The sequence below is a fragment of the Streptomyces sp. NPDC096205 genome, from assembly GCF_044763135.1.
Lineage (GTDB): Bacteria > Actinomycetota > Actinomycetes > Streptomycetales > Streptomycetaceae > Streptomyces.
The window spans coordinates 216,638-242,390 of record NZ_JBIWFS010000007.1; the positions used below are offsets into that span (position 1 = coordinate 216,638).

Annotated in this window: 24 protein-coding genes and 2 tRNA genes; 10 read left to right on the forward strand and 16 right to left on the reverse strand. The window is 71.7% G+C overall.

Annotation, left to right across the window (positions count from 1 at the left end):
• Positions 1–76: 76 nt before the first annotated feature.
• From ACIQ6Y_RS25850 to ACIQ6Y_RS25875, 6 genes are all read right to left on the reverse strand, one after another.
• Entirely contained in the window at positions 77–1,342 is a 1,266-nt protein-coding gene (locus tag ACIQ6Y_RS25850; RefSeq protein ID WP_404042354.1) for an HD-GYP domain-containing protein, read from the reverse strand.
• Positions 1,339–2,652 carry an HD-GYP domain-containing protein gene (locus tag ACIQ6Y_RS25855; RefSeq protein ID WP_404042355.1) on the reverse strand — a complete coding sequence of 438 codons (1,314 nt, stop codon included), beginning with the start codon at positions 2,650–2,652 and terminating at the stop codon, positions 1,339–1,341. Before ACIQ6Y_RS25855 ends, ACIQ6Y_RS25850 begins: the two co-directional genes overlap by 4 nt.
• A 132-nt stretch (positions 2,653–2,784) precedes the next feature.
• Positions 2,785–3,087 (reverse strand): mycothiol system anti-sigma-R factor, encoded by a 303-nt coding sequence (rsrA, locus tag ACIQ6Y_RS25860; RefSeq protein ID WP_404042356.1) that lies wholly within the window; start codon positions 3,085–3,087, stop codon positions 2,785–2,787.
• A complete protein-coding gene (sigR, locus tag ACIQ6Y_RS25865; RefSeq protein ID WP_404042357.1) occupies positions 3,084–3,779 on the reverse strand; it encodes an RNA polymerase sigma factor SigR in 696 nt (231 codons plus the stop codon). Before sigR ends, rsrA begins: the two co-directional genes overlap by 4 nt.
• Before the next feature lie 261 nt (positions 3,780–4,040).
• Entirely contained in the window at positions 4,041–4,679 is a 639-nt protein-coding gene (locus ACIQ6Y_RS25870; protein WP_404042358.1) for an alpha/beta family hydrolase, read from the reverse strand.
• A gap of 1 nt (position 4,680) precedes the next feature.
• Positions 4,681–5,496 (reverse strand): SOS response-associated peptidase, encoded by an 816-nt coding sequence (locus ACIQ6Y_RS25875; protein ID WP_404042359.1) that lies wholly within the window; start codon positions 5,494–5,496, stop codon positions 4,681–4,683.
• 50 nt (positions 5,497–5,546) lie between these two features.
• Between ACIQ6Y_RS25875 and ACIQ6Y_RS25880 the strand changes: the two genes are divergently transcribed.
• The 4 genes from ACIQ6Y_RS25880 to ACIQ6Y_RS25895 all read left to right on the forward strand — a co-directional run bounded on the left by ACIQ6Y_RS25880 (position 5,547) and on the right by ACIQ6Y_RS25895 (position 9,138).
• On the forward strand, positions 5,547–6,254 hold the full coding sequence (locus ACIQ6Y_RS25880; RefSeq protein WP_404042360.1) for a M50 family metallopeptidase: 708 nt from the start codon (positions 5,547–5,549) through the stop codon (positions 6,252–6,254).
• 85 nt (positions 6,255–6,339) lie between these two features.
• Positions 6,340–7,656 carry a 3-phosphoshikimate 1-carboxyvinyltransferase gene (aroA, locus tag ACIQ6Y_RS25885; RefSeq protein ID WP_404042361.1) on the forward strand — a complete coding sequence of 439 codons (1,317 nt, stop codon included), beginning with the start codon at positions 6,340–6,342 and terminating at the stop codon, positions 7,654–7,656.
• A gap of 17 nt (positions 7,657–7,673) precedes the next feature.
• Positions 7,674–8,684 carry a ribosome small subunit-dependent GTPase A gene (rsgA, locus tag ACIQ6Y_RS25890; protein WP_404042362.1) on the forward strand — a complete coding sequence of 337 codons (1,011 nt, stop codon included), beginning with the start codon at positions 7,674–7,676 and terminating at the stop codon, positions 8,682–8,684.
• A gap of 130 nt (positions 8,685–8,814) precedes the next feature.
• Positions 8,815–9,138 carry a DMT family transporter gene (locus tag ACIQ6Y_RS25895; RefSeq protein WP_404042363.1) on the forward strand — a complete coding sequence of 108 codons (324 nt, stop codon included), beginning with the start codon at positions 8,815–8,817 and terminating at the stop codon, positions 9,136–9,138.
• 24 nt (positions 9,139–9,162) lie between these two features.
• Here ACIQ6Y_RS25895 and ACIQ6Y_RS25900 read toward each other — a convergent pair whose 3' ends face one another.
• Positions 9,163–9,750: a TetR/AcrR family transcriptional regulator gene (locus tag ACIQ6Y_RS25900; RefSeq protein ID WP_404042364.1), complete on the reverse strand. Its 588-nt coding sequence runs from the start codon at positions 9,748–9,750 to the stop codon at positions 9,163–9,165.
• A gap of 457 nt (positions 9,751–10,207) precedes the next feature.
• On the opposite strand from ACIQ6Y_RS25900, the gene hisN reads away from it, so the two are divergent.
• Both hisN and ACIQ6Y_RS25910 read left to right on the forward strand, forming a co-directional pair.
• Positions 10,208–11,008: a histidinol-phosphatase gene (hisN, locus tag ACIQ6Y_RS25905; protein WP_404042365.1), complete on the forward strand. Its 801-nt coding sequence runs from the start codon at positions 10,208–10,210 to the stop codon at positions 11,006–11,008.
• Between the two features lie 152 nt (positions 11,009–11,160).
• Positions 11,161–11,553 (forward strand): cyclic nucleotide-binding/CBS domain-containing protein, encoded by a 393-nt coding sequence (locus ACIQ6Y_RS25910; protein ID WP_404042366.1) that lies wholly within the window; start codon positions 11,161–11,163, stop codon positions 11,551–11,553.
• Positions 11,554–11,630: 77 nt separating this feature from the next.
• On the opposite strand, the gene ACIQ6Y_RS25915 is transcribed toward ACIQ6Y_RS25910, so the two are convergent.
• Complete coding sequence (locus ACIQ6Y_RS25915; RefSeq protein ID WP_404042367.1) at positions 11,631–13,082, reverse strand: catalase; 1,452 nt, start codon at positions 13,080–13,082, stop codon at positions 11,631–11,633.
• A gap of 150 nt (positions 13,083–13,232) precedes the next feature.
• Here ACIQ6Y_RS25915 and ACIQ6Y_RS25920 point away from each other — a divergent pair, with 150 nt between their 5' ends.
• Positions 13,233–13,649 (forward strand): Fur family transcriptional regulator, encoded by a 417-nt coding sequence (locus ACIQ6Y_RS25920; RefSeq protein ID WP_404042368.1) that lies wholly within the window; start codon positions 13,233–13,235, stop codon positions 13,647–13,649.
• Between the two features lie 120 nt (positions 13,650–13,769).
• Here ACIQ6Y_RS25920 and ACIQ6Y_RS25925 read toward each other — a convergent pair.
• From ACIQ6Y_RS25925 to ACIQ6Y_RS25940, 4 genes are all read right to left on the reverse strand, one after another.
• Positions 13,770–13,843 (reverse strand) — tRNA-Met (locus ACIQ6Y_RS25925).
• 318 nt (positions 13,844–14,161) lie between these two features.
• Positions 14,162–16,057 carry a tetratricopeptide repeat protein gene (locus ACIQ6Y_RS25930; RefSeq protein WP_404042369.1) on the reverse strand — a complete coding sequence of 632 codons (1,896 nt, stop codon included), beginning with the start codon at positions 16,055–16,057 and terminating at the stop codon, positions 14,162–14,164.
• A gap of 228 nt (positions 16,058–16,285) precedes the next feature.
• Positions 16,286–16,359: transfer RNA gene (locus ACIQ6Y_RS25935), tRNA-Met, on the reverse strand.
• Positions 16,360–16,436: 77 nt separating this feature from the next.
• Positions 16,437–19,394, reverse strand: a complete 2,958-nt coding sequence (locus ACIQ6Y_RS25940; RefSeq protein ID WP_404042640.1) for a UPF0182 family protein — start codon at positions 19,392–19,394, stop codon at positions 16,437–16,439.
• A 164-nt stretch (positions 19,395–19,558) separates the two neighbouring features.
• Here ACIQ6Y_RS25940 and ACIQ6Y_RS25945 point away from each other — a divergent pair, with 164 nt between their 5' ends.
• Complete coding sequence (locus ACIQ6Y_RS25945) at positions 19,559–20,104, forward strand: PPA1309 family protein (RefSeq protein ID WP_404042370.1); 546 nt, start codon at positions 19,559–19,561, stop codon at positions 20,102–20,104.
• 107 nt (positions 20,105–20,211) lie between these two features.
• On the opposite strand, the gene ACIQ6Y_RS25950 is transcribed toward ACIQ6Y_RS25945, so the two are convergent.
• The 4 genes from ACIQ6Y_RS25950 to ACIQ6Y_RS25965 form a co-directional block, all read right to left on the reverse strand.
• Positions 20,212–21,306, reverse strand: a complete 1,095-nt coding sequence (locus ACIQ6Y_RS25950; protein WP_404042371.1) for a PDZ domain-containing protein — start codon at positions 21,304–21,306, stop codon at positions 20,212–20,214.
• Positions 21,307–21,354: 48 nt separating this feature from the next.
• Positions 21,355–21,519, reverse strand: coding sequence for a hypothetical protein (locus tag ACIQ6Y_RS25955; protein ID WP_404042372.1), 165 nt, complete (start codon positions 21,517–21,519; stop codon positions 21,355–21,357).
• Between the two features lie 138 nt (positions 21,520–21,657).
• Positions 21,658–22,119, reverse strand: coding sequence for a molybdenum cofactor biosynthesis protein MoaE (locus ACIQ6Y_RS25960; RefSeq protein ID WP_404042373.1), 462 nt, complete (start codon positions 22,117–22,119; stop codon positions 21,658–21,660).
• A 324-nt stretch (positions 22,120–22,443) separates the two neighbouring features.
• Positions 22,444–23,556 carry an SDR family oxidoreductase gene (locus tag ACIQ6Y_RS25965; RefSeq protein ID WP_404042374.1) on the reverse strand — a complete coding sequence of 371 codons (1,113 nt, stop codon included), beginning with the start codon at positions 23,554–23,556 and terminating at the stop codon, positions 22,444–22,446.
• Positions 23,557–23,749: 193 nt separating this feature from the next.
• Between ACIQ6Y_RS25965 and ACIQ6Y_RS25970 the strand changes: the two genes are divergently transcribed.
• Both ACIQ6Y_RS25970 and ACIQ6Y_RS25975 read left to right on the forward strand, forming a co-directional pair.
• Positions 23,750–25,174, forward strand: a complete 1,425-nt coding sequence (locus ACIQ6Y_RS25970) for a zinc-dependent metalloprotease (protein ID WP_404042375.1) — start codon at positions 23,750–23,752, stop codon at positions 25,172–25,174.
• Entirely contained in the window at positions 25,171–25,692 is a 522-nt protein-coding gene (locus ACIQ6Y_RS25975; protein ID WP_404042376.1) for an NUDIX hydrolase, read from the forward strand. The genes ACIQ6Y_RS25970 and ACIQ6Y_RS25975 overlap by 4 nt, the downstream gene beginning before the upstream one ends.
• Positions 25,693–25,753 lie beyond the last annotated feature (61 nt).

The window sequence follows — 25,753 nt, forward strand, 5'->3', positions numbered from 1 at the left end:
TGGCCAGTGCCCCCGGACACTCCCTCTCCTTCGCATCCAACCACGTACGGCCGGAAGGGCGCTCATTACCCATGGGTTACCCAGCCAGGGGCAGGGTCAGACAGTCCCTGGCCAGTACCCGGGCCAGCGCTTCCACCACCTCCGGCGCGTAGTCCCCGGCCGTCCCGAGCCGCAGCTCCTCCAGCGCCTCCAGCGCTTTCAGCGGCCCGCCCGGTCCCGCGCCGTGCGCCTTCTCCTCGTACGCGTTCACCGCCCGTACGATCCTCGCCGCCGGCGGCTGTTCCCGGTAGGGGTCGGCCTGCCGCTCGACGACCACGGCGACCGCCGCGTCCACCCCGGTCTGCCGTACGACGGCCCCGCCGAGCAGTGCGATACGCCGCTGTTCGGCGGCGGGCAGGCCGGCGGTGGCGCCGTCCGGGACCGGGTCGACGAGGCTGAGCTGCCCGATGTCGTGCATGAGGGCGGCGTGCTCCAGGACGGTCAGCTCCGGTCCGGAAAGCCCCAGGTCCCGGCCGACGGCGAGGCTGAGCGCGGCGACGCGACGGGCGTGGCCGGCCGGGGTGTACCCGGCGATCTCGGTGGCCCGCGCCAGGGAGGCGATGGTCTGCCGGTAGGTGGTGCGCACGGCGGCGTACCGGCGCAAGGACAGCTGGGTGAGCAGCAGCGGCAGGCTGAACACGGGCAGCGCCCACAGCCCGACGACGGCGACCGCGAGGGCCATCACCACGCCGGTGGCGACGACGGCGGAGCCGATGCCCGGCATGGCCCGCAGCTCCTCGCGCAGCAGCGGGGCGAACGGCCAGCCGGTGCGGGAGTGAGCCAGCGCGGCGGCGAGCACGGCGTCGCACAGCGCGGTCAGGGCGAGCAGCGCCACCAGCAGCAGGGCGTACGCGGAGCCGCTCCAGCCGTCGAACGCGCCCTGGTTGTACAGGGGCTGGAAGCACACGGCGGCGAAGCCGACGGTGAGCAACCGCCGGGCCAGCTGGTCGGCGCTCGGGCCGCGCCCCCGCGCGATGTGCGGCACGCTGCCGAGCAGCGCGCCCGCGAGGACCACGCCGACGACCTGGGCGGCACCGTGCTCGGTGTGCCGGCCCGCGTGCTCCCCGAGCAGCGCGTACGCCAGCGCCCCGGCGCCCCCGAGCGGCGCGGCCTCGCGCACCCGGGCGCCCGTCCACCGGGCCAGCTCCCCCACCGCGACGAGCACCCCGAAGGCGACGGCGACGGGCCGCTCGGTGAGCCCGGCGTCCACGGTGACGGCGAGCGAGGCGACGGCGAGGAGCGCGGCGCCGCCGTGCACCAGCACGAGCAGGACGGGAGGCCGCCGGACGCACCTGGGGCTCACCGGTGGGCCCCTGTCCGCCCCTCGGCGGATGCGCGGGGCCGGGGCGGGTGGGGTTCGTCGGAGGTGACCGCCGGGTGCCAGCCGTCGCGGCGCAGCACCCGGCACAGGGCCCTGACCATCCGGGGGTCGAACTGGGCGCCGGCGCACCGCTCCAGCTCCGCGAGGGCGGCCTGGACCGGGCGGGCCTGGCTGTAGGAGCGCGTGGAGGTCATCGCGTCGAACGCGTCGGCGACGGCGACGACCCGTGCGGGTTCGGGGATCTGGTCGCCGACGAGCCCGTAGGGGTAGCCGCTGCCGTCGAGGCGTTCGTGGTGGTGCAGGACGGCGGCCCGGGCCTCGCCGAGGAAGGAGATGCCGCGCACGATCTCGTGGCCGTACTCGGGGTGCAGTTCGATCACCCGCCGCTCCTCGGGCGTCAGCGGCCCCTCCTTGCGCAACAGCCGGGTGGGCACGCCGAGTTTGCCGACGTCGTGCAGGATGCCGGCGAAGCGGAGCAGTTCGACGCGCTCGTCGTCCATGCCCAGCTCGCGCGCGATGAGCATCGACGCCCGGCCGACCCGCTCGCTGTGCCCGCGGGTGTAGCCGTCCTTGAGGTCGACGGCCTGCACGAGGGCGCGGATGGTCGCCTGGTGGGCGGCGCGCTCGCGGTGGTACTGGGCGAACACCCACCAGGACACGCACATCGGCAGCAGCACCAGCAGCGCGGCGACCGGCCCGTAGGGGCTGCGCCACAGCACGGCCATCATCAGCCCGGCGAGCCCGTGCACCGCCAGGGGGCCCAGCGAGCGCAGGAACAGCCCGCGCCAGGCCCGTCGTACGGGCACCCGCTCGGCGAGCGCGAGGATGCCGCCGTCCAGGGCGGTCAGCACCAGGCAGAACACGACGACCGCGGCGCCCGCGGGCAGCAGCGCGGAGGGGAGGCCGGAGCCGGCGACGGCGTCCGGGCCGCCGAGCGCCCGGTGCACCCGGGAGGCGGCCCACACGGCGAGGGAGAGCTGGGCGGCGCGCCAGATCCGGCGCAGCGGGACGGGCCGCCGGTCGGTGCCGGAGAGCAGCGCCCCGGGCAGCGCGACGAGCACGGCGGCGGGCGGCGGCAGCAGAAAGGCCCCGGCGAGCAGCACGGGGTAGAAGGGGCCGGCGAGCCGGCGGCGGGCGATCCGCTCCCCCGCGGCGTACAGACCGGCGAGGAGGGCCACCGCCCACCAGGGCACGCGCACGCCCGGCAGCGGCAGCAGCCCGCTCAGGGCGACGAGGACGAGACAGACGACACAGGCGACGTACACGCGCGCCCGCCCCGGTATCGCCTCCATGACCGCCCCTCCCCGGGCACGCCCGTGCCTGTCCAGGCTCGGAGCCTAGGGCGGGGAGGGAGGCGTCCGCGGGCAGAAAGCCCGCGGATTAGCACATTCGGGTGACCCGGGGGGTGTTCGGTCTTCCGGGAGTCAGGACTCCTGCGGGGCGGCCGTGACGTCGTGCTCGGGCACGGCCTGCCCGGAGCGGATCAGGTCGAGCCGGCCCAGGACCTTGGAACGCAGGTCGGTGGGCACGTCGTCATGTCCGCAGCAGCGCTTGACGAGCTTCTTCACGGCCTCTTCCAGGCCGTACTTCTCCAGGCACGGCGAGCACTCCTGGAAGTGCTGCTTGAACTTGTCGCGGTCGACGTCCGGCATCTCACTGTCGAGGAACTCGTAGAGATGATCGAGTACCTCACTGCAGTCCGTCTCGTGCGGCTCTCCGCAGCTCATGAGCCCGAACCTTTCGCTTCGTTCGACTCTCCGGCGCCGGCCGGGACCAGTCCGCGCTCGCGCGCGTAGTCCTCGAGCATGCCGCGCAGTTGCCGGCGGCCCCGGTGCAGCCGGGACATCACCGTACCGATGGGTGTCCCCATGATGTCCGCGATCTCCTTGTACGCAAAGCCCTCTACGTCCGCGAGATAGACGGCGATGCGGAATTCCTCGGGGATCGCCTGAAGTGCTTCCTTCACGTCCGAGTCGGGCAGATGGTCGAGCGCCTGCGACTCCGCGGAGCGCAGACCTGTCGACATGTGCGACTCGGCGCGGGCGAGCTGCCAGTCCTCGATCTCCTCGGCCGCGGAGCGCTGCGGTTCGCGCTGCTTCTTGCGGTACGAGTTGATGAAGGTGTTGGTGAGAATCCGGTACAGCCACGCCTTGAGGTTCGTGCCCTCGCGGAACTGGTGGAAGGACGCGTACGCCTTGGCGTAGGTCTCCTGCACCAGGTCCTCGGCGTCGGCCGGGTTGCGCGTCATGCGCAGCGCGGCCGAGTACATCTGGTCGAGGAACTCGAGCGCGTCCCGCTCGAAGCGCGCGGTGCGCTCCGCGGCCGACTCGTCGCTCGCGTCCGCGCCTGTGCCCTGGCCCTCGGGCAGCTCCGCCTGGCCGTTGTCGGTCCCTGCGTCGGTCCCAGTGACCGGACCCACCTCCTCAAGATCCCGGGCGGGACCGAGGCCGGTCCCACTGGAATCGGAGAATAGACGACTATCCCCACCTGCCGCCGCCCGAATAGGGGCGGTCTTCGCCGCGTGCAGCACCGTCCAGTCCAGGTCAGCGCGGGCACTGCGGCTCGGGCAGTAGGTCGAACCCATGCGGCGGACTTCCTCTCCTACGACGGTGAAGTGCCGGTGGCTCTCGGCACATCTGTCCGCCTCAACCAAGGCCGGGGCCTGCGCATTCCCGGCCGTTCAGCCGAGTGACCGGGTCCACTCGACGACCGCGTCGGTGAGGAGCGCCAGCGCCTCTTCCTGGCTGATGCCGGCCCGTTTGGGCACGGCAAAGCCATGGTCGCCGTAGGGGACCTCGACCAGTTCATGAGCGCCCTTCGGGAATTCCTCAGGCTTTCCGAAGGGGTCGTTGCCGCCCTGGACGACGAGCGTGGGCACCCCGGCGCCGAGCAGTTCGTCGGCGCGGGACTTCTCGGGCTTGCCGGGCGGGTGCAGCGGGAAGCTGAGCGCGAGGACGGCGGCGGCCCCCAGCTCGGTCGCCGTACGGCAGGCCACGCGGGCCCCGGCGGAGCGCCCGCCGGAGATCACCGGGAGCCCGGGCTCGGCCACCGCGGGCCAGATGCCCCGCCAGCCGACGTCGAGGGTCTTCGGCGCGGGCGCGACCTTCTTGCCCGCCACCCGCCAGGGCTGCTCCACGAGGGCGACGCTCACTCCGTGCGCGGGCAGGGCGGCGGCCAGTGCCTGGAGGTCGCGGGCCTCGATGCCGCCGCCCGCACCATGGCTGACGGCGAGGACGAGGCGTGCCTTCCTCGCTCTGTGCCAGGTGACGCGGGCGTCCCCCGCGTCCGTGCTGATGATCTCGGTGATCTCTCGGGTCACGTCAGAAGAGTGTGCCCTCTTCGGGCCCCTCCAGCTCCTTCAGCAGCTCCGGGCCGTTGTTGCGGACGTTGCTGACCGTGGTGGACACCGGGTAGGCGCGCATGAGTCCGGCCGGCGGGGCCGCGAGGAGTTCGCGCAGGTCGTCGGGGTCGGTGCGGGCGGGGTCCAGCCAGGCGTCCCAGCGGTCCGGGGTGAGCATCAGCGGCATCCGCGGGTGGATGTCGGCCAGCGCGTGCGGGCCCTCGGCGGGCGCCTCGGCCAGCGGGCTCGTCTCGGCCTCGGTGGTGATCACCGAGCAGGTCACCCACCAGGCCTGCGGGTGGTCATCGGGCAGAGTGCGGTCGCGCCAGAACTCGTACAGCCCGGCCATGGCGAACACCGACCCGTCGGCCGGGAGCACGAAGTACGGCTGCTTGCGCGGCCGCTTCCTCTTCCCCTCGACCTCCAGGTCGCGCTCCTGCCTGCCGGTGACCCACTCGTAGTAGCCGTCGGCGGGCAGGATGCAGCGCCGGGCGGCGAAGGCGCGGCGGAAGGCCGGCTTCTCGTGCACGGTCTCCGCGCGCGCGTTGATCATCCGGGCGCCGCCCTCGGGCGTCTTGGCCCACGAGGGCACGAGCCCCCACTTCAGCCTGCGCAGCTGGCGAACCGGACGCGGGTCGGCCGCGTCCTTCAGGGGACGGTCGAGGACGGCGTGGACCTCTTTCGTCGGCGCCACGTTGTAGTCGGGAGCCAGCGTCTCCTCGGGCTCCCACTTCTCGACCTCGAAGATCCCGGCGAGATCCTCGGGCCTCCGACTCGCTGCATACCGTCCGCACATGCGTGCCACACTGCCAGACTCCGCCGCGACACAGGGAGCAGCCCGGAAACATGGACACCAGCACAGCGACCTCCCTGTGGGACGAGCTCGTCGGCACGCAGTCCGACCCGGACCTGTGGGTGGTGATCGCGACCGGGGTCGCGGCCCTCGCGGTGGTGGTCCCGCCCGGCGTCTGGCGCGTCGCCCGCAACGCGATCACCATCGCCCACGAGGGCGGCCACGGCCTGGTCGCGCTGCTCACCGGCCGCCGCCTGACCGGCATACGGCTGCACTCCGACACCAGCGGCCTCACGGTCAGCCGCGGCAAGCCGTACGGCCTGGGCATGATCCTCACCGCCGCGGCCGGCTACACCGCACCTCCCCTGCTGGGCCTCGGCGGCGCCGCCCTGCTGGCCGCCGGCCGCATCACGCTGCTGCTGTGGCTGGCGACGGCCCTGCTGCTGGTGATGCTGGTCATGATCCGCAACGCCTACGGCGTCCTGACGGTGGTCCTGACCGGCGGTGCCTTCCTGCTGGTGTCCTGGCTGGCGGGACCCCAGGTGCAGGCGGGGTTCGCGTACGCGGTGGTGTGGTTCCTGCTGCTGGGGGGCGTACGACCGGCTTTCGAGCTCCAGTCAAAGAGGTCAAGGGGAGGAGCCGGAGACTCGGACGCGGACCAGCTGGCGAGGCTGACACACACCCCGGCGGCCCTGTGGCTCTTCCTCTTCCACGTGGTGTCCCTGAGCTCGCTGGTGGGCGGCACACGGTGGCTCTTTTAAGGGGCGCGGGGAACTGCGCGATCAACCACGATGGCGCCGCACCCGACAGACAACCCACATAACCCCACCCTTATAGAGTGGACCCATGTCCCGAACCCCCGCAGAAACCGCCCTCTGGTCGGCCCCCTACGCTCGCGAGGCCGTCGACGCAACGGTCCATGTGCCGGGGTCCAAGTCCGTCACCAACCGCGCCCTCGTCCTCGCCGCCCTCGCCGGAGAACCGGGCTGGCTGCGCCGCCCCCTCCGCTCCCGCGACACCCTGCTGATGGCGGGCGCCCTGCGGGCGATGGGCGTCGGCATCGAGGAGGGTGTCGGCCCCGACGGGACGGGCGAGTTCTGGCGGATCATCCCGACCGCGCTGCACGGCCCGGCCACGGTCGACGTCGGCAACGCGGGCACGGTCATGCGGTTCCTGCCCCCGGTCGCGGCGATCGCCGACGGCCCCATCCGCTTCGACGGCGACCCGAGGTCGTACGAGCGTCCCCTGAACGGCGTCATCGACGCGCTGCGGGTCCTGGGCGCCCGGATCGACGACGACGGCCGCGGCGCGCTGCCGCTGACCGTGCACGGCGGCGGTGCCCTGGACGGCGGCCCGGTGGAGATCGACGCGTCCTCGTCGTCGCAGTTCGTGAGCGCCCTGCTGCTCTCCGGCCCGCGCTTCAACCAGGGCGTCGAGGTCCGCCACACCGGCTCGAACCTGCCGTCGATGCCGCACATCCGGATGACGGTGGACATGCTGCGCGCGGTCGGCGCCCAGGTGGACACCCCGGAGTCCGGCGGCGAGCCCAACGTCTGGCGGGTCACGCCGGGCGCGCTGCTCGGCCGGGACCTGGTGATCGAGCCGGATCTGTCCAACGCCCAGCCGTTCCTGGCGGCGGCGCTGGTGACCGGCGGCAAGGTGCTGATCCCGGACTGGCCAGCCCGCACCACCCAGCCGGGTGACCGGCTGCGGGAGATCTTCACCGAGATGGGCGGCACCTGCGAGCTGACCGACTACGGTCTGGTGTTCACCGGTTCGGGTGCCGTCCACGGTATCGATGTGGACCTCTCCGAGGTCGGTGAACTCACCCCGGGCATCGCCGCGGTCGCGGCCCTCGCCGACTCCCCGTCCACCCTGCGGGGCGTGGCCCATCTGCGGCTGCACGAGACGGACCGGCTGGCCGCGCTCACCAAGGAGATCAACGAACTCGGCGGTGACGTCACCGAGACCGCCGACGGCCTGCACATCCGCCCGCGCCCGCTGCACGGCGGCGTCTTCCACACCTACGAGGACCACCGCATGGCGACGGCCGGCGCGATCATCGGCCTGGCGGTCGAGGGCGTACAGATCGAGAACGTGGCGACGACGGCGAAGACCATGCCGGACTTCCCCGAACTCTGGACCGGGATGCTCGGGGCGTAGGGACGCGGGGAAACACCATGCGCCGCTACGGCAAGCACACCGACGAGGACGACATCCGCCAGCGCCCCAACCGCAAGGGCAACCGGCCGCGGACCAACATCCGGCCCAAGCACGAGGACGCGGCCGAGGGCATGGTCCTCACCGTCGACCGGGGCCGGCTGACCTGCCTGGTCGACGACCGGCCCGTCCTGGCCATGAAGGCCCGCGAGCTGGGCCGCAAGGCCGCCGTGGTCGGCGACCGGGTGTGGTTGGTCGGCGACCTGTCGGGCAAGAAGGACACGCTCGCACGGATCGTCCGCATCGCGGAGCGCTCCTCGGTGCTGCGCCGCACGGCCGACGACGACGATCCGTTCGAGCGGGTGGTCGTCGCCAACGCCGACCAGCTGGCGATCGTCACGGCCCTGGCCGACCCCGAACCCCGCCCGCGGCTGATCGACCGCTGCCTGGTCGCGGCGTTCGACGGCGGTCTCACCCCGCTGCTGGTCATGACCAAGTCGGACCTGGCCCCGCCGGACAAGCTCCTCGAGCTCTACGGCGCGCTCGACATCCCGTACGTCGTCACCAGCCGCGAGGAGCTGGAGACGGGCGGCGCGGCGGACCGGGTGCGCGAGCACCTGGACGGCAAGGTGACGGCCTTCGTGGGCCACTCGGGCGTGGGCAAGACGACGCTGGTCAACGCGCTGGTGCCGGAGGAGCGCAGGCGTCTGACCGGCCATGTCAACGTGGTCACGGGTCGCGGCCGGCACACGACGACCTCGGCGCTGGCCCTGCCGCTCGACGCGGCGGACGGCTGGGTGATCGACACCCCGGGCGTACGGTCCTTCGGCCTGGCCCACGTCGACCCCTCCCGGGTCATCCACGCCTTCCCCGAGCTGGAAGGCGGCACCGAGGGCTGCCCGCGCGCGTGCAGCCACGACGAGCCCGACTGCGCGCTGGACGCGTGGGTCGCCGACGGCCACGCCGACCCCGCCCGGCTGTACTCCCTGCGCCGCCTGCTCGCCACCCGCGAACGCACGGACGGTGACTGACTCCCGCGTTGTTTGCCGCCCCGGGGGTCCGGTAAGGGCATAATCACAAAAGCCGGGCCCCAAGAGCGGGTAAAGCCTGACAAGCGGTCACTGAGCGCCACAGGGCGTGGAGTTACGGGAGGACAGGCACATGGCGTGGCTGCTGGTCGTCGTGGCAGGGCTGCTCGAAACCGGCTTCGCCGTGTGTCTGAAGCTGTCGCACGGCTTCACCCGGCTCTGGCCGACCATCGCCTTCGCCGTCTTCGCACTGGGCAGCTTCGGCCTGCTCACCCTCTCCCTGCGCAAACTCGACGTGGGCCCGGCGTACGCGGTCTGGACGGGCATCGGCGCGGCGGGCACCGCGATCTACGGCATGGCCTTCCTCGGTGACGTGGTCTCCACCCTGAAGATCGTGTCGATCTGCCTGGTCATCTCGGGGGTCATCGGGCTGCAGCTGTCGGGTTCGGCGCACTAGACGGTTCGGGGTGTTTCTCGCACCTCATACGGTGTCCAGGGCGCCGCGTACGAGATCGGCGACCCCGCCCTCGCCGGGCGGGGCGGCGACGCAGGACAGGGCGAGACGGACGGCCAGCTCGCAGGAGCGGGCCAGGTCGGCGGACTCGTGCCCGGCGAGGGCGGCCACGGCCCGGTCGCGGACGATGACGACGAAGTCGGCGGGAGAGGGCAGCGGCCGGTCCGCCCGGCGCTGCGCGGGCACGGCCGAGGACGAGGCGACCGCCGCGGTGGCGGGCGCGGGCAGGCGCTCGTTCCAGCAGCCGGTGAGCATGGCCCGCACCAGCGCGTTCTCCCGGGCGAGGGTGGTGGTCCACTCGGCGGTCGCGGTGAGCTTGCCCCGGGCGTCGTGCTCCGCGGCGAGCGCGCGGTCGACTCCGGCGAGATATCCGTCGGCCTCCCTGCGCAGCAGCGCCCTGGCCAGGCCGTCCTTGCTGCCGAACTCGTTGTACAGCGTCTGCCGGGACACCCCGGCCGCCGCCGCCACATCCACCATCCGCACCGCGGCCCATGGCCTACGGACCAGCGCCGCGAAAGCGGCGTCCAGCAGAGATTCCCGCGCTGCAGGCATCATCGCCTCCCGGGGAGACCGGCTCTGCGCTTCAGATTTGACGCGGATGAGAGCACTGTCAAGGGTTGCGGCGACGGTCCGGGGGGGCTCGCGGTCGCCTGCCGTCCGCGGGCTCGCGGTCGCCCGCCGTCCGCGGGCTCGCGGTCGCCCGCCGTCCGGGGGCTCGCGGTCGCCCGCCGTCCGGGGGCTCGCGGTCGCCTGCCGTCCGCGGGCCGTCGTGGGCCGGTCGCGCAGTTCCCCGCGCCCCTGGGGCGTCGCCGCTCAGCCGCGAGCAACGTGCGCCGCCGCTGCGGGCAGTCGTGCCGCTGGGGCGGCACGGGTGGGCGCAGCGGCACCCGTCAGCGCGGCCGGCGAAGACCCGCCTGCCCCTGCCCTCGGCGACCCGGACCGTCAATGCCCCGAGCTGTCCACACTCCGGCCCCGCTGGCACCGTGCGGACCGCGCCGGATACGGTTCGTCCATGCCGGACTACCTCGACGACCTCCGCCTCGCCCATGTCCTCGCGGACGCGGCAGACGCCGCGACCATGGACCGCTTCAAGGCCCTCGACCTCAAGGTCGAGACCAAGCCGGACATGACGCCGGTGAGCGAGGCGGACAAGGCGGCCGAGGAACTGATCCGGGGCCAGCTCCAGCGGGCCCGCCCGAGGGACGCGATCCTGGGCGAGGAGTACGGCCTGGAGGGCACGGGCCCCCGCCGCTGGGTGATCGACCCGATCGACGGCACGAAGAACTACGTCCGCGGCGTCCCGGTCTGGGCGACGCTCATCAGCCTGATGGAGGCCGGCGAGGGCGGCTACCACCCCGTCGTCGGCGTCGTCTCCGCCCCCGCGCTCGGCCGCCGCTGGTGGGCCGCGAAGGGCCACGGCGCGTACACGGGCCGCAGCCTGTCGAGCGCGACCCGCATCCACGTCTCGGGCGTCTCCCGCCTCGCGGACGCCTCCTTCGCGTACTCCTCGCTCTCCGGCTGGGAGGAGCAGGGCCGCCTCGACGGCTTCCTGGACCTCACCCGCGAGGTCTGGCGCACGCGCGCGTACGGCGACTTCTGGCCGTACATGATGGTCGCCGAGGGCTCGGTGGACATCTGCGCCGAACCCGAGCTGTCCCTGTGGGACATGGCCGCCAACGCGATCGTCGTCACCGAGGCCGGCGGCACCTTCACCGGCCTCGACGGCCGCCCGGGCCCGCACAGCGGCAACGCGGCCGCGTCGAACGGCCTGCTCCACGACGAGCTGCTCGACCACCTCGACCGGCGCTCCTGACTCACGCCGTACTGCCTCACGCGCCCTCAAAGGGCCGCGCGCGCCCCCTTGTTGACCCGTTCTTTGCCTGCCACTCTGAGAGTCCCCCCACTTGTGAACTTGTGAAACAATGAACAAGGGGGCGGGACACTCCCAGGAGGTGGCTCCAGCCCATGCTCGTCCGTGACGCCATGAGCACGATGGTCCTCACCATCGGCCCCAACCACACCCTTCGACAGGCCGCCGCCCTCATGTCCGCCCGCCGGGTGGGCGCGGCCGTGGTCCTCGACCCCGACGCCGGCGGACTCGGCATCCTCACCGAACGCGACATCCTCAACTCCCTCGGCCGGGGGCAGGACCCCGACACCGAACGCGCCCACGACCACACCACCACCGACGTCGTGTTCGCCGCGCCGTCCTGGACCCTGGAGGAGGCGGCCGCCGCCATGACCCACGGCGGCTTCCGGCATCTGATCGTGCTGGACCGAGGCGGGCCCACCGGCGTCGTCTCGGTCCGCGACATCATCCGCTGCTGGGCACCGGCGAGGCAGCAGGTGCCTGCCTGACCCACCGTCGTACGACGGAGCGGGCCGGACTCCCCAGGGAAGTCCGGCCCGCCCCGCGGCAGGCGATCCGTGCCGCGTCAGCCGCGCAGCGCCTGGACCGCGACCTCCAGCCGCTTGCCGAAGTCCTCGTCGGCCTTGCGGAAGTTGCCGATCGCCCGCTCGACGATGTCGTCGCGCGAGACCCCGGCCATCACCCCGGCCAGATTGCCGACCAGGCGCTCCTTCTCGTCCTCGGCCATCAGCCGGTACAGGTTGCCCGCCTGCACGAAGTCGTCGTCCTCGGCGTGCACCGGGGCCACGTGGTCGCCCGTGACACCGCTGACGGAGACGGGCCCCCACAGCGGACGGCCGGTCTGCTGCGGGCCGCCGAAGCTGTTCGGCTCGTAGTTCTTCGCGCCGCCGTGCCGGCCGTCGTAGAGGTGGCCGTCACGGGAGTTGGTACGCGCCTCGGTGGCGTGCGGGCGGTTCACCGGCAGGTGGTCGGCGTTGATGCCGACGCGGTAGCGGTGCGCGTCGCCGTACGCGAACAGCCGCCCCTGGAGCATCTTGTCGGGCGACGGGCCGATGCCCGGCACGAAGTGAGCGGGGCTGAAGATGCTCTGCTCGACCTCGGCGAAGACGTTCTGCGGGTTGCGGTTGAGCTCCAGCCGGCCGATCTCGACGACCGGGTAGTCCGCGTGCGGCCACACCTTGGTCAGGTCGAACGGGTTGAAGCGGTACGTCGCCGCGTCCGCCGCCGGCATGATCTGCACACCCACGGTCCAGCTCGGGAACTCGCCCCGCTCGATGGCCTGGCGCAGGTCGCGCTGGTGCGAGTCGGGGTCCTTGCCCGCGAGGAGCTCGGCCTCCTCGGCGGTCAGGTTCTTGATGCCCTGGTCGGTCTTGAAGTGGTACTTGACCCAGAAGACCTCGCCCGCCTCGTTGTTCCACTGAAACGTGTGCGAACCGAAACCGTCCATGTGACGGTACGACGCCGGGATGCCGCGGTCGCCGAACAGCCAGGTCACCTGGTGCGTGGACTCGGGGCTGAGGCTCCAGAAGTCCCAGACGTTGTCCGCCTCCTGGCTGCCCGTGTACGGGTCGCGCTTCTGGGTGTGGATGAAGTCGGGGAACTTGATGGCGTCCTTGATGAAGAACACCGGGGTGTTGTTGCCGACGAGGTCGTAATTGCCCTCCTCGGTGTAGAACTTCAGCGAGAAGCCGCGGGGGTCGCGCACGGCGTCCGCGGCACCGAGGTTGCCGGCCACCGTGGAGAAGCGCAGGAACACCTCGGTCTGCTTGCCGACCTCGGAGAGGAAGGCCGCCCTGGTGTACGGGGTGACGTCCGCGGTGACGGTGAAGGTGCCGTAGGCGCCCGCGCCGCGCGCATGCACGACCCGCTCAGGGATGCGCTCACGGTTGAAGTGCGCGAGCTTCTCCAGCAGGAGCTGGTCCTGGACGAGGACCGGGCCCCCGGCACCCGCGGTCTCACTGTTCTGGTTGTCGGCGACCGGAGCACCGGTCTCCGTCGTAAGCGGTCCCTGAGTCACGTGGGCCTCCTGCTGCTGCGCCATTTCTTGCCTGTCCTGTCCCTTGGCCAAAGCCGTTCCCGATCCTACACTGGACTAAGTCCAGAACAAGCAGAGATCCAAATTCACACCGGGTCGGGACCTGGTCCCCCTTGCTGTTAGGCTGGTCTCATGAGTGACCTTCTTGAACGGCTGCGCGGACGCGGATGGCGGATGACCGCGCAGCGTCGTGTCGTGGCCGAGGTCCTGGACGGCGAGCACGTCCATCTGACGGCCGACGAGGTCCATGCGCGCGCGGTGACGAGGCTGCCCGAGATCTCCCGCGCGACCGTCTACAACACCCTGGGTGAGCTGGTCTCCCTCGGCGAGGTGCTGGAGGTGTCGACGGACAAGCGCGCCAAGCGCTACGACCCGAACGCCCACCGGCCGCACCACCACCTGGTCTGCGCCCAGTGCGGCGCCATCCGGGACGTCCACCCCGCCGGCAACCCCCTCGCCGACCTCCCCGACTCCGAACGCTTCGGCTTCACGGTCTCGGACGTCGAGGTCACCTACCGGGGCGTCTGCCCGGACTGCGCAAAGGCGTGACCTCACACACATAAGGCCCTGGCTCGCTAGCCAGGGCCTTTTTCTTGTCTCCGCATGCCGCGCACACGGGCATACGACTGAGGGCCGGAACCCTTTCGGATTCCGGCCCTCGGCCTTCAGTAGCGGGGACAGGATTTGAACCTGCGACCTCTGGGTTATGAGCCCAGCGAGCTACCGAGCTGCTCCACCCCGCGTCGATGAATGCAACATTACGTCAAGGAACCGTACGGAGGCAAATCCATTACAGGCCCCCGTCCGCCCCTTGGCTTCGGGCAACCGCTCGGCGAGACGCCGCAGGATGTCGTCCGCCCCAGCTGCCGGCCTGCTTGCCGCCCCAGCTGCGGGCCTGCTTGCCGCGCCAGCTGCGGGCAATCGTGCCGCTGGGCGGCACGGGTGGGCGCAGCGGCACCTCGTCAGCGCCGAGGTGCGCGAACGCCCCGGCCCCGGCACCCACGCCCCGCGCCCCACAGCAGGGCCCAGCTCGACCCAGCCAGGCCGAGCTCAGGCCGAGCTCAGGCCGACAGCTCCTCCCGCAGCGCGTCCCGCAGCCGGGCCGCCCGCTCGGCGACCTCCGCCGGACCCAGCGTCACCGCCCGGTCCGCCCACCGCTGCCCCTCCGCGAGCTCTCCGCGACGCGCGTAGACCAGGGCCAGCCGCAACGCCGCCCGGCCGTGCCCGGCGTCAGCCGCGCGCGTCCACCAGACCGCCGCCTCCGGCTCACTGCCCTCGCGGGCCAGCAGCAGGCCGAGGTTGAAGGCGCCGTTCCGGGACCCAGCCTCCGCGGCCTCCCGGTACCACCGCGCCGCCTCGACGACGTCGCCCCGCGAGGCGGCCAGCATTCCGACCCGCACCTGGGCCCGCCGGTGCCCCTGCGTGGCGGCGCGCTCGTACCACTCCTCGCACTCGCTCCGCTCCCGCACCGGCTCCCCCAGCTCGTGCGTGGCGACCGGCGGACGCCGCGCGTCCAGCAGCGCTGCCAGCCGGTACGCGCCCTCCGCGCTGCCCCCGCCCGCCGCGCACCGCAGATGCCGCTCGGCCTCCTGCTCCTCGCCCTCCCGCAGCCGGGCGATCCCGACCTGGAGCGCCGCCTCGGTGTGCCCGGCCGCGGCGGCCCGCTCGTACCAGCGCAGCGCCGTCTCGCCCTCGCCGCGCCCGGCGTACAGGATGCCCAGGTTGAACGCGGCGTCCACGCTCCCGGCCTCCGCGGCCTTGGAGAACCACGGCTCCGCACCCGTCGGGTCGCTGCCCTGGAGCAGCAGGACGGCCAGCGCGTTCGCCGCCTCCCGGTGCCCGGCGTACGCCGCGTGCCGGTACCACTGCTCGGCCTGCGCGATCCGGCCCTGCTCGGCGCAGAGCAGCCCGAGGTTGTACGCCCCGTTCACATCGCCCGCGTCCATCGCGGCCCGGTACCACCGCTCGGCCGTCTGCGTCTCGCCGCGCTCGGCGTGCAGCGCGCCCAGTGCGTTGGCCGCGTTGCCGTCGCCGTCCTGCGCGGCCCGCAGCCACCAGACGGCGGCGCTCTCGGTGTCCCCGGCGTCCCGCAGCAGGAACCCGAGCGCGCACGCGGCCCGCGGCTCGCCGTCCTTGGCCGAGGTCAGGTACCAGCGCCCCGCCTCCTTCAGCTCGCCCCGGCGCTCCAGGATCGCGCCGAGCTGCAGCGCGGCCCGACGGTGCCCGCGCGCGGCGGCCTGCCGGTACCACTGCTCGGCCTCCGCGGAGGCGCCCACGAAGGAGTCCGTGACACCGCATGACGCGCCGGCGCCCACCGCCGCCGTGTCCGTCCGGAAACTGCCCGTGCTGACACCGTTGTCAGGCCCGGTCCCGCCCTCTGGTGCGCTCTTGCGGTCAAGCGCCCTGGCCAGCCGGTACGCGGCCTCCCGGTGCCCCCGCTCGGCCGCCACTCTCAGCCATCTCTCGGCCCCGGCGTCCCCGCGGTGCTCCAGCAGATCGGCCAGCGCGTACGCCCCGAGGGTGTGCCCCTGCTCGGCGGCCTGGCGCAGCCAGTACTCGGCGGCGGGCTCGTCCCCGCGCTCACGGTGGTGCCGACCCAGCGCGTGCGCGGCGGGCGCGGACCCGGCGACGGCGGCGATACGCCACCATCCGGCGGCCTCGTCGGCGTAACCGCGCTGGTGGAGGAGGACTCCCAGGTTGTTGGCCGCGGCCCGGTCGCCCTCGGCGGTGGCGGCACGCAGATGGGGCTCGGCTCCGTCGAGATCACCGCGGCGCAGCAGCATGGCCCCGAGGACGCTCATGGCCTCGACGTCGCCGGCCTCGGCGGCGATCCGGTGCCGCGCCTCCTCGACCGCCTCGCCCGTTTCGTCCCGTACGGGGCTGGGTTCCTCGCGGCCGGAAGGCTGCACAAAACGCCCTGTCTCCAACAGAGTTGCCTTGTCCCCCATAACGTCCATCGTCGCACCACCTGCAACCTGGGTACACCCGGTATACCGCAGTCCGTGAGGTCACTTCAGCGTTTTGTCGACATGCCCACAGAGAGACAAGTCAAACACAGTTCGCCCAACTCCCCACCGCGGCACGACGATCCCCGGGCATCGGCACATGCGTTCGCACACCACGAAGGCCCGGATCCTGTTGAGGATCCGGGCCTTCGGTGTCGCACGGCGTACCGTCGACTTCAGTAGCGGGGACAGGATTTGAACCTGCGACCTCTGGGTTATGAGCCCAGCGAGCTACCGAGCTGCTCCACCCCGCGCCGTTGTGTTGCAACCGTACCACGGCGCGGGGTGACCTTCTGACCGGCCCTTGATCAGGCCCTTTGCCGGCCTCTGATCATGTTCTCGGGCTGGGGCTGGGACTGCTGCCGGGACTGCCGCTCGGGCGGGGGCTCGGGCTGCTGCCCCCGCTGTCGCCTCCGGCTCCGCCCGAGCCGGCCCTGGTCTGCGCCGCCTCGGCACGCTGGAGTGCGTCCTCCAGATCCTTCTGCGCCCGGCCGTACGCCTCCCAGTCGCCCTTCTTGAGGGCCTCCTGGCCCGCGTCGAAGGCCTTCTGGGCGTCGTCCAGCGCCTGCTGGACCGTGGGGTTCTTGGAGGTCGGCGGCTTGGTCGTGCCGTCGTCGCCCTCGTCCGGCGGCTCCGGCGTCGAACCCTGCGCTCCGAACACCTTGTTGAGGGCCTCGTCCAAGGTGTCCTCGAACGCGGTCTGACCGCCGTACGTCACCAACACCTTGCGCAGCAGCGGGTACTTCAGCCCGCCACCGCGGACGTAGACCGGCTCGACGTAGAGCAGTCCGCCGTCGAGCGGCACCGTGAGCAGGTTGCCGTACTCGACCTCGGAGTCGCCGCCTCTGAGCAGCCTGATCGACTCGGCGATGTCCTGCTCGGAGTTGAACTGGCTCTGCACCTGCTTGGGTCCGTCGACCGTGGTGCTCGTCGGCAGCTTCAGGATTCTGATCTTGCCGTAGCCGCTGGTGCCGGCCTCGGCGTCGACCGCCATGAACGCGCTGAGGTTGTCACGCCCGTTGGGCGTGAACGTCGTCGTCAGCGAGAACGCCTGCTCCTTCTGGTCCGGCATCTTCATGCTGAGGTAGTACGGCGGCACCGCGTTGCCCGACTTGTTGGTCGGGTCGTCCGGCACCTGCCACACCTCGCTGCCGCTGAGGAAGGTGTCGGCGTCGTCCACGTGGTAGCGGGCGAGCAGCTCGCGCTGGACCTTGAACAGGTCCTGCGGGTACCGCAGATGGGCCATCAGGCCCTGCGAGATGGCGCTCTTGGGCTCGACCGTGTCGGGGAACGCCTTCATCCAGGTCTTCAGGACCGGGTCCTCGGTGTCCCACTGGTAGAGCTTGACCTCGCCGGTGTACGCGTCGACGGTCGCCTTCACCGAGTTGCGGATGTAGTTGACCTGGTTCTGCTGGGCCACCACCGCGCGGGAGTTGTTCGTCGCGGTGAGCGAGTCGGCCGTGGTGTCACCGAGCGTCGTACGGGAGGCGTACGGGTAGCCGTTGGTGGTGGTGTAGGCGTCGACGATCCACTGGATCCGGCCCTCCACGACCGCCGGGTAGGCGTCGCCGTCGATGGTCAGCCACGGGGCGACCGCCTCGACCCGGTCCTTCGGCGTGCGGTTGTACAGAATCCGCGAACCCTCGCCGATGGCGCCGGAGTACAGGATCTGCGGCTCGCTGAACGCGACCGCGTACGCCGCGCGGTTGAGCGGGTTGGAGAGGTTGACGCCGCTCTTGCCCTCGTAGCTGTACGTCTTCTCGCCGCTGTCGTCGGAGTAGTCGATCTCCTTCTGGGGACCGCCGACGATGGAGTAGGTGTCGGTCTTCTCGCCGTAGTAGATGCGCTGCTGGTACCGGGGCAGGTCGCCCTGGGACGGCAGGTCGGACTCGGTGAAGACCGGACGGCCCTCGGAGTCGGCGGTGGTGCCCTTGGCGGCGACCACGCCGTAGCCGTGGGTGTAGCGGAAGTGGCTGTTGATCCAGTTCTGCTTGTCCACGCCGCCGAGGTTCAGCTCGCGCAGACCGATGACGGTGTCCTGGTCGGTGCCCTTGTCGTTGTAGCGGTCCACGTCCAGGTTGTTCGGGAAGGCGTAGTACTTCCGCATCTGCTGGAGCTGCTGGAACGTCGGCGAGACGATGTTCGGGTCCAGGATGCGGATGCTGGCCGCGGCGTCGACGTCGTCGCGCAGCTTCGTCTTGTCCTCGGTCTGGCTCTTGCCCGTGTAGTCCGTGACCTGGGCGCCGTCGATGCCGTAGGCCTCACGCGTCGCCTCGAGGTTCTTCTCGACGTACGGGGCTTCCTTGGCCTGCTCGTTGGGCTGGACCTGGAACTTCTGGACGATCGCCGGGTACAGGCCGCCGATGAGGATCGCGGAGAGCACCATCAGGCCGAAGCCGATGACCGGAAGCTGCCAGGTGCGCCGCCACAGGGTGGCGAAGAACAGCAGGGCGCAGATGACGGCGATGCAGAACAGGATCGTCTTGGCCGGCAGATAGGCGTTGGCGTCGACGTACCTGAGGCCGGTCCAGTTGTCCGTCGCCTTGAAGTCGCTGGACTTCACCGCGAGGCCGTACCGGTCGAGCCAGTACGCGACCGCCTTCAGCGCGACGAAGATGCCCAGCAGCACCGACAGGTGCCCGGTGGCCGCAGCCGTGGCGCGCGCGCCCGGGCTGGTGACGCGCAGCCCGCCGTACAGGTAGTGCGTCAGCGTGGCGGCGATCAGCGACAGGATCGCGGCGGCGAAGCCGAAGCCCAGCAGGAAGCGGTACCAGGGCAGGTCGAAGGCGTAGAAGGAGACGTCCAGGTGGAACTGCGGGTCCTCCTGGCCGAAGGACACGCCGTTGACCCACATCAGCCAGGTCCGCCACTGACCGGAAGCGGACGCGCCGGCGATCAGGCCCACCAGGGCGGTGATCGCGAGCAGCAGCCACTTCTTGTAGGGCGCGATGCCCATCCGGTAGCGGTCCAGGCTCTGCTGCTCCATCGACATCGCGCTCAGCGGCGGGCGCAGCCGGTGGGCCAGCCAGATGTTGAAGCCGACCGCGAGGGCCATGAGCAGGCCGAAGACGAAAAACAGTCCGATCTTGGTCGACAGCGTGGTCGTGAAGACGGACGAGTAGTTCACCGACCGGTACCAGAGCCAGTCCGTCCAGAAGCCCGCGAACATGGTGAACGCCATGCCGAGAACGGCAAGCACGCCCAGTGTCATGAGCAGGGTCCGGACACGCCGGGACGGGCGGCCCACTCTGATCCGTGGCCCCGTCGGGCCTCCGCCGCGGTCCGGCATCTGGAAAGCCAAGGTGCGCACCTCGAAGTTCGCTGTTGGTCCGTCAGGCCCCCGGGTTCGCGGGCCCTCGGTCGGGCCCCGTGATCGTAGGCCCACACCTATGCAACTTACTCACGCTTTACTCGGTTCCCGATTCGGGTCAGGAACCAGGCAGGATTGTGACCATGTCCAACACTCCCATGGCGGCGAGCCCGCTCACCCGGGCCGTACTCGAGATCGACGAGTACGCCTCCGGCCTCGGCTGGGACCAGCCCGCCCGCCTTTTCGCCCTCGTAGACACCGCTCGGCTGCGGACCCAGGAGCCCGCGCTCGCGGCGCAGCTCGGCCTCGGGGACGAGCCGGAGACCCCCACCGGTCTCACCCCGATCGAGCAGGACGAGATTCCAACGGACAAGGCGCTCGACGAGTTCCTCGGCACCATCGCCTGGCCCGACGCGGTGGTCGGCTGCGCCCTCACCGTCGAGCGGCTGATGCTGCCGCCGTCCGCGGAGGCTCAGGTTCCGGACGGTCTGGGCGAGGCCCAGCTCGCCAAGTGGGTCGCGCGGCACCCCGAGCGCCAGGAGGTCCGCATGACGGTCGCGGTGCTGCGTGACGGTGCCCGCGAGTCGGCGCTGCGGCTGCGCGAGAAGGACTCGCCGACCGAGGTGCTCACCGGCCCCGACCTGGTGCCGGGTCTGGCGGAGGCGCTGGCTGCGACGTTCGAGGACTGAGGCCTCACGGCGTTCGTACGGCTCGTAAGGCGACGGGGGCGCCCCTGCTCGAGGGGCGCCCCCGGCCTGTTCCGCAGCGGTGTGGCCGTTTCCGTAGCCGGTGCGGCTCAGCCGGTGGTGCACTTCGGCAGGTCCGCGGTGTCGCCCTTGCGGATGTCCTGCAGGGCGTCGAGCGCGTCACCGATGGTGTCGACCTTGACCAGTTGCAGCCCGGACGGGGTGTCCTTGGCGGCGGCCGCGCAGTTGTCGGCGGGCGTCAGGAAGTACTTCGCGCCCTTGTCGCGGGCGCCGACCGTCTTCATCTCGATGCCGCCGATCGGGCCGACCTTGCCGTCGTCGTCGATGGTGCCCGTACCGGCCACGAACTGGCCGCCCGTCAGGCTGCCCGGGGTGAGCTTGTCGTAGATGCCGAGCGAGAACATCAGTCCGGCGCTGGGGCCGCCGACGTCGGCGAGCTTGATGTCGATGGTGAACGGGAAGGTGTGGTCCGTGCCGGCCGTGATGCCGACGATCGCGCGCTTCCCGCCGTCGTCGTCGGAGGCCGTCGTGGTGATCGTGACGTCCTCGGTGCCGGTCGCGGTGCGGTGCTCCTTCTCCGCGGCGGCCTGCTCCTTGGCGGGCACGACGGTGAAGACGACGTCCTCGCCCGGCTTGTGCTTCGTCACCAGCTCGGCGACGTCCCCGGGCTGCTTCACGGCCGTGCCGTCGACCGCCTTGATCACATCACCGGCGTGCAGCGAACCCTCGGCGGGCTCGTCCTTCACGACCGTCGAGACGACCACCCAGGACTTCACGGGGATGTCCAGCTCCTTCAGGGCGGCGACCTTGGCGCTCTCCTGGGACTGGCTGAACTCCTCCGCGTTCTCCTGCGTGGACTCCTCCTCGGTCTTGCCGTCCGGGTACAGCGTGTCGTGCGGCACGATCTTGTTGTCGTGCGCGAGCCAGCCGTAGACCGCCTCGACGAGGTTCATCCGGTAGTCGGCGCTGGTGACCCGGACGGTGGTCATGTTGAGGTTGCCGGTCGTCGGGTAGGTCTTGCGGCCGGAGATCTGCAGCACCGGCTCGCCGTCGTGCTCGCCCAGGGTGTTCACCGTCGGACCCGGGGACATCTCCGAGTACGGCACTTTGATGAGCACTCCCGCGCACAGGAGCACGATCAGCATCAGGGTCGACGCGAGCATCGTCGTGGTGCGGCGTGGCATGCCACGACAGTACGTGACGAGCCTGTCGGAACACCGTCAGGGCCGCGATCAGCCGCTGGTGCGGGACTTCTCCATGGCCGCGCGAAACCGGGCATACCCGTCGAGCTCCGGACCGTCACCCCGTGTCCTGCGTGTCCGGTTGGCCCAACTGCCCCACAGACCGGCGCCGATCGCAGCCACCAGCGGAATCAGCAACCAGGCGAGCGCCGCCATGCCGACCTCCCAACCCCATGAGCGTCCGCAACTGACTGATCAGCAGATTAAACATCCGCACTGACAACGCTCACGGCAGGGGTGCGGTTACGCAACCGGAGGGGTGGGTGACTGTGCGTGTGACAGGTGTGCCGGAGCTCAGCAGGCGCCGACCCACTCCTCGGTGCCGTCCGAGAACTTCTGGTGCTTCCAGATCGGCACCTCGTGCTTGAGGTCGTCGATCAGCTTCCGGCACGCCTCGAAGGCCTCGCCGCGGTGCGGGCACGACACGCCGACCACGACAGCGAGGTCGCCGACCTGCAGATCCCCCACCCGGTGGACGGCGGCCAGCGCCCGCACCGGGTACTCCGCCACGACCTTCTCGGCGATCCGCCGCATCTCCGCCTCCGCGGAGGGGTGGCAGGAGTAGCCGAGCTCGTCGACATCGGCACCCCCGTCGTGGTTCCGCACGGTCCCCACGAAGAGAGCGGTCCCGCCGGCGGCGTCGTCCCCCACCGCCGCGAAAACCTCGTCCAGGGAGAGCGGCGTCTCCCTGATCCCGATCAGCTTGATCGGATCCTGCGCGGCCTGCTCGCCGGGGTGATCGTTCGTGAGTGCCATACATCCATCGTGCCGCACACGCGGGAGCAGGGGGAATACCGTCATCGCCCCGCGCGCGTGGGGGCGGATTTGGAGATACGTACGGAGGGACGGGGCAGGGGGGTGCGGGGGTGGCTCGGCATCGCGTCCGGCCGCAGGCCGTGGTGGGTCGGTCGCGCAGTTCTCCGCGCCCCTGGGGCGTAGGTGGTCCTAGCTGCGGGCAGTCGGGCCGCTGGGGCGGCTCCCGGCCCAAAGAAGCGGCACGTCGTAGCGCCGAGGTGCGCGAACGCCCCGGGTCCAGCGACAACGCCGCAGCACCTGACAGGACGGCCCACCAGAGCCCGCTCAGATACGCCGCCGAGCCTTCCGGGCGCGCCGTACGACAGCCGCCGCGCCCAGCAGAGCCACCGTCGCACCGGCGGCCCCCGCAGCCGTCGCGTCCTTCCGCCCCAGCCGCCGTCCGGCAACGGTGTGCCGCCCGGAGACCTCCTCCAGCAGCTCCGCGAGCACCTCCTCGTTGGTCCACTGCGGCCGCCACCCGGCGTCGTGCAGCCGGCTGCCGCTCACCACCCAGGGGTACATCGTGTAGGCGAGGTCACCCGCGGGCGAGGGCGTCAGCCCGATCCGGTGCAGCCGGGCCGCGGCGCCGAGCGCGACCGCGGAGGGCAGCTCCATCCGGCGGATCCCGCTGAGCTCCTCGACCTCCTCCTGCTCCAGCCATCCGTCGCACCCGACGGCCAGCTCCCCGTCGACCTTCTCCAGGACGGCGTACTCCAGAGCGCTGCACAGATCCTCGACGTGGCAGAACTGCCACGCGGGCCGCGACCCGGCGACGACCAGCAGCCGCGGCGACTCGAAGTACCTGGTCAGCGCGGTGTCGGTGCCGCCGACCAGGACGGCGGGCCGTACGACGGTGACGTTCAGCCCGGGATGCGCGCGCGGGGCGCGCCGCGCGAGCCGCTCGATCTCCAGCAGGTCCCCGACGCCGGTCGCCTCGGCCGTGGCGCGCAGCTCGGCGTCCTCGGACAGCGGCAGCTCGTTGTCCGGCAGGGCGCCGTAGACCATGGAGGACGTGCACAGCACCACGCGATGCACCCCGGCCGCGGCGGCCGCGGTCAGCACGGTCTGCGTACCCCGCACGTTGTACGCCGTCCGGGCGGCGGGATCCGTCTCCAGATCCAGGTCGAGGGCGAGATGCACGACCACGTCGGCGCCCCGCAGTTTGTCGGCGATCGCCGGGTCGCGCACGTCGAGGATGTGCCACTGCGCGTCCGCGCACGGGCCGCGCCGCTCGTCGATGGCGATGACCTGCTTGATCTCCTCCGACGCGGCGAGCCGCTCGGTGAGCAGGGCACCCACGCCGGACGCGGCACCGGTGACCGCGACGACGGGCCCGCGCGCGGCGGGAGAGGTTGACGGGTTTCGCGCTGCGCGAACCTGCGGGTCTGGGGAACTCACCGGGCGTCTCCAGCGGTTGTCTTCAATACGAGCGCGAGTGACGCGTACGTACCAGGTGGCATCCATCCTGCCGCAGGCCTTCTGTCGGCGAAGCACCGAGGCCCCAACCGCCCACGGTGTCTACGCTGGGTGGTGTTGTCGGGCAGTCGTGCCGTCGGGAAAGAACCGGCGGCCTTACCAGCCGAGGAATCCCGTGAGTGACACCCCATTCGGATTCGGCCTTCCGCCGGAGGAGCCGGAGAACGGCGACGAGGGCAAGAAGAAGGACCAGCAGAGCGGTGGTGAGCAGGGACCGGCCAACCCGTTCGGCTTCGGGCTGCCCGGCGCCGGAGGCTTTGGCGGCCCCGGAGCGGACAATCCGCTCGCTGCCATGTTCGGCTCGCTGAACCCCACCGACCTGGGCGCCGCGTTCCAGCAGCTGGGCCAGATGCTCTCCTACGAGGGCGGCCCGGTGAACTGGGACATGGCCAAGCAGATCGCGCGCCAGACGGTCGCCCAGGGCACCGCGGACGGCGTGAAGGACGCCAGCGTCGGCCCGGCCGAGCGGACCGCGGTCGAGGAGGCCGTCCGTCTCGCCGACCTGTGGCTGGACGACGCCACCTCGCTGCCGTCCGGCGCGGGCACCGCCGTGGCGTGGAGCCGTGCCGAATGGGTCGAGGCCACCCTGCCCGCCTGGAAGGAGCTGGTCGACCCGGTCGCCGAGCGGGTCGGCGGCGCCATGGGCGACATCCTGCCGGAGGAGATGCAGGCCATGGCCGGCCCGCTGATCGGCATGATGCGCTCGATGGGCGGTGCGATGTTCGGCACGCAGATCGGCCAGGCCGTGGGCGTGCTGGCGGGCGAGGTCGTCGGCTCCACCGACGTCGGCCTGCCGCTCGGGCCGGCCGGCAAGGCCGCGCTGCTGCCGGTGAACATCGAGGCGTTCGGCAAGGACCTGGGCATCGCCAAGGACGAGGTGCGGCTGTACCTCGCCCTGCGCGAGGCGGCCCACCAGCGCCTGTTCGCGCATGTGCCGTGGCTGCGCTCGCACCTGTTCGGCGCCGTCGAGGGCTACGCGCGCGGGATCAAGGTCGACACCGCCAAGCTCGAGGACGTGGTCGGCCAGTTCGACCCGCAGAACCCCGAGGAGCTGCAGCAGGCGCTCCAGCAGGGCATGTTCCAGCCGGAGGACACCCCGGAGCAGAAGGCCGCCCTGGCCCGTCTGGAGACCGCTCTGGCGCTCGTGGAGGGCTGGGTGGACGCGGTGGTCCACGCGGCCGCCAAGCCGCGCCTGGCGTCCGCGGACGCGCTGCGGGAGACCCTGCGCCGACGCCGCGCCACCGGCGGCCCGGCGGAGCAGACCTTCGCCACGCTGATCGGCCTGGAGCTGCGCCCGCGCAGGCTGCGCGACGCCTCCCGCCTGTGGGCGTCCCTGACGGACGCGCGCGGGGTGGACGGCCGCGACGCGCTGTGGGCCCACCCGGACATGCTGCCCACCGCGACGGACCTCGACGACCCGGACGGCTTCGTGCACCGCGAGCACCTGGACTTCTCCGAGCTGGACAAGATGCTCGGCGAGGCGGCGGACGGCTCCACGAAGAAGCCCGACCTGCACAAGAAGGGCGACGACACCGAGTGAGCCTGTACGACGACGCGGTCCTCGTGCTCAAGGGCTACGAGGACCAGCCCGACCTGCGCCAGGCCTACCTGGACCATCTCGCGGCCCACCCGGACGGCATGTGGAAGGCCTGCCACGCGGGCCACCTCACCGCCAGCGCCCTGGTGGTCGACCCCTCGCGCGGGCGGGTGCTGCTCACCCTGCACAGGAAGCTGCGGATGTGGCTGCAGATGGGCGGCCACTGCGAGCCTCAGGACACCTCCCTGGAGGCCGCCGCCCTGCGTGAGGGCACCGAGGAGTCGGGCATCCCCGGCCTGACCCTGCTGGCGGGCGGCCCGGTGCGCCTGGACCGCCATCCCATCCCGGCCCCCTGCAACTGGCACCTGGACGTCCAGTACGCGGCCCTGGCACCCGCCGGAGCCGCCGAGGCCATCAGCGACGAGTCGCTGGACCTGCGCTGGTTCGCCTACGACGAGGTGGCGGACGTGGCGGACGAGTCGGTCGTACGACTGCTCGAAGCGACCAGAGCACGGCTCTGAACAGATAGAGCAAGGCTCTGAACAGGTAAGGGGTGGCCACCAGGGTGGCCACCCCTTACGT

What these genes read in the sequence shown, in the direction of transcription:
- ACIQ6Y_RS25855 (WP_404042355.1), bottom strand. Translation starts at nt 2,652, where the DNA reads ATGGAGGCGATACCGGGGCGGGCGCGCGTGTACGTCGCCTGTGTCGTC.
- rsrA (WP_404042356.1), bottom strand. Translation starts at nt 3,087, where the DNA reads ATGAGCTGCGGAGAGCCGCACGAGACGGACTGCAGTGAGGTACTCGAT.
- ACIQ6Y_RS25875 (WP_404042359.1), bottom strand. Translation starts at nt 5,496, where the DNA reads ATGTGCGGACGGTATGCAGCGAGTCGGAGGCCCGAGGATCTCGCCGGG.
- ACIQ6Y_RS25880 (WP_404042360.1), top strand. Translation starts at nt 5,547, where the DNA reads ATGGACACCAGCACAGCGACCTCCCTGTGGGACGAGCTCGTCGGCACG.
- aroA (WP_404042361.1), top strand. Translation starts at nt 6,340, where the DNA reads ATGTCCCGAACCCCCGCAGAAACCGCCCTCTGGTCGGCCCCCTACGCT.
- rsgA (WP_404042362.1), top strand. Translation starts at nt 7,674, where the DNA reads ATGCGCCGCTACGGCAAGCACACCGACGAGGACGACATCCGCCAGCGC.
- ACIQ6Y_RS25895 (WP_404042363.1), top strand. Translation starts at nt 8,815, where the DNA reads ATGGCGTGGCTGCTGGTCGTCGTGGCAGGGCTGCTCGAAACCGGCTTC.
- ACIQ6Y_RS25900 (WP_404042364.1), bottom strand. Translation starts at nt 9,750, where the DNA reads ATGATGCCTGCAGCGCGGGAATCTCTGCTGGACGCCGCTTTCGCGGCG.
- hisN (WP_404042365.1), top strand. Translation starts at nt 10,208, where the DNA reads ATGCCGGACTACCTCGACGACCTCCGCCTCGCCCATGTCCTCGCGGAC.
- ACIQ6Y_RS25910 (WP_404042366.1), top strand. Translation starts at nt 11,161, where the DNA reads ATGCTCGTCCGTGACGCCATGAGCACGATGGTCCTCACCATCGGCCCC.
- ACIQ6Y_RS25920 (WP_404042368.1), top strand. Translation starts at nt 13,233, where the DNA reads ATGAGTGACCTTCTTGAACGGCTGCGCGGACGCGGATGGCGGATGACC.
- ACIQ6Y_RS25930 (WP_404042369.1), bottom strand. Translation starts at nt 16,057, where the DNA reads ATGGACGTTATGGGGGACAAGGCAACTCTGTTGGAGACAGGGCGTTTT.
- ACIQ6Y_RS25940 (WP_404042640.1), bottom strand. Translation starts at nt 19,394, where the DNA reads ATGCCGGACCGCGGCGGAGGCCCGACGGGGCCACGGATCAGAGTGGGC.
- ACIQ6Y_RS25945 (WP_404042370.1), top strand. Translation starts at nt 19,559, where the DNA reads ATGTCCAACACTCCCATGGCGGCGAGCCCGCTCACCCGGGCCGTACTC.
- ACIQ6Y_RS25950 (WP_404042371.1), bottom strand. Translation starts at nt 21,306, where the DNA reads ATGCCACGCCGCACCACGACGATGCTCGCGTCGACCCTGATGCTGATC.
- ACIQ6Y_RS25955 (WP_404042372.1), bottom strand. Translation starts at nt 21,519, where the DNA reads ATGGCGGCGCTCGCCTGGTTGCTGATTCCGCTGGTGGCTGCGATCGGC.
- ACIQ6Y_RS25960 (WP_404042373.1), bottom strand. Translation starts at nt 22,119, where the DNA reads ATGGCACTCACGAACGATCACCCCGGCGAGCAGGCCGCGCAGGATCCG.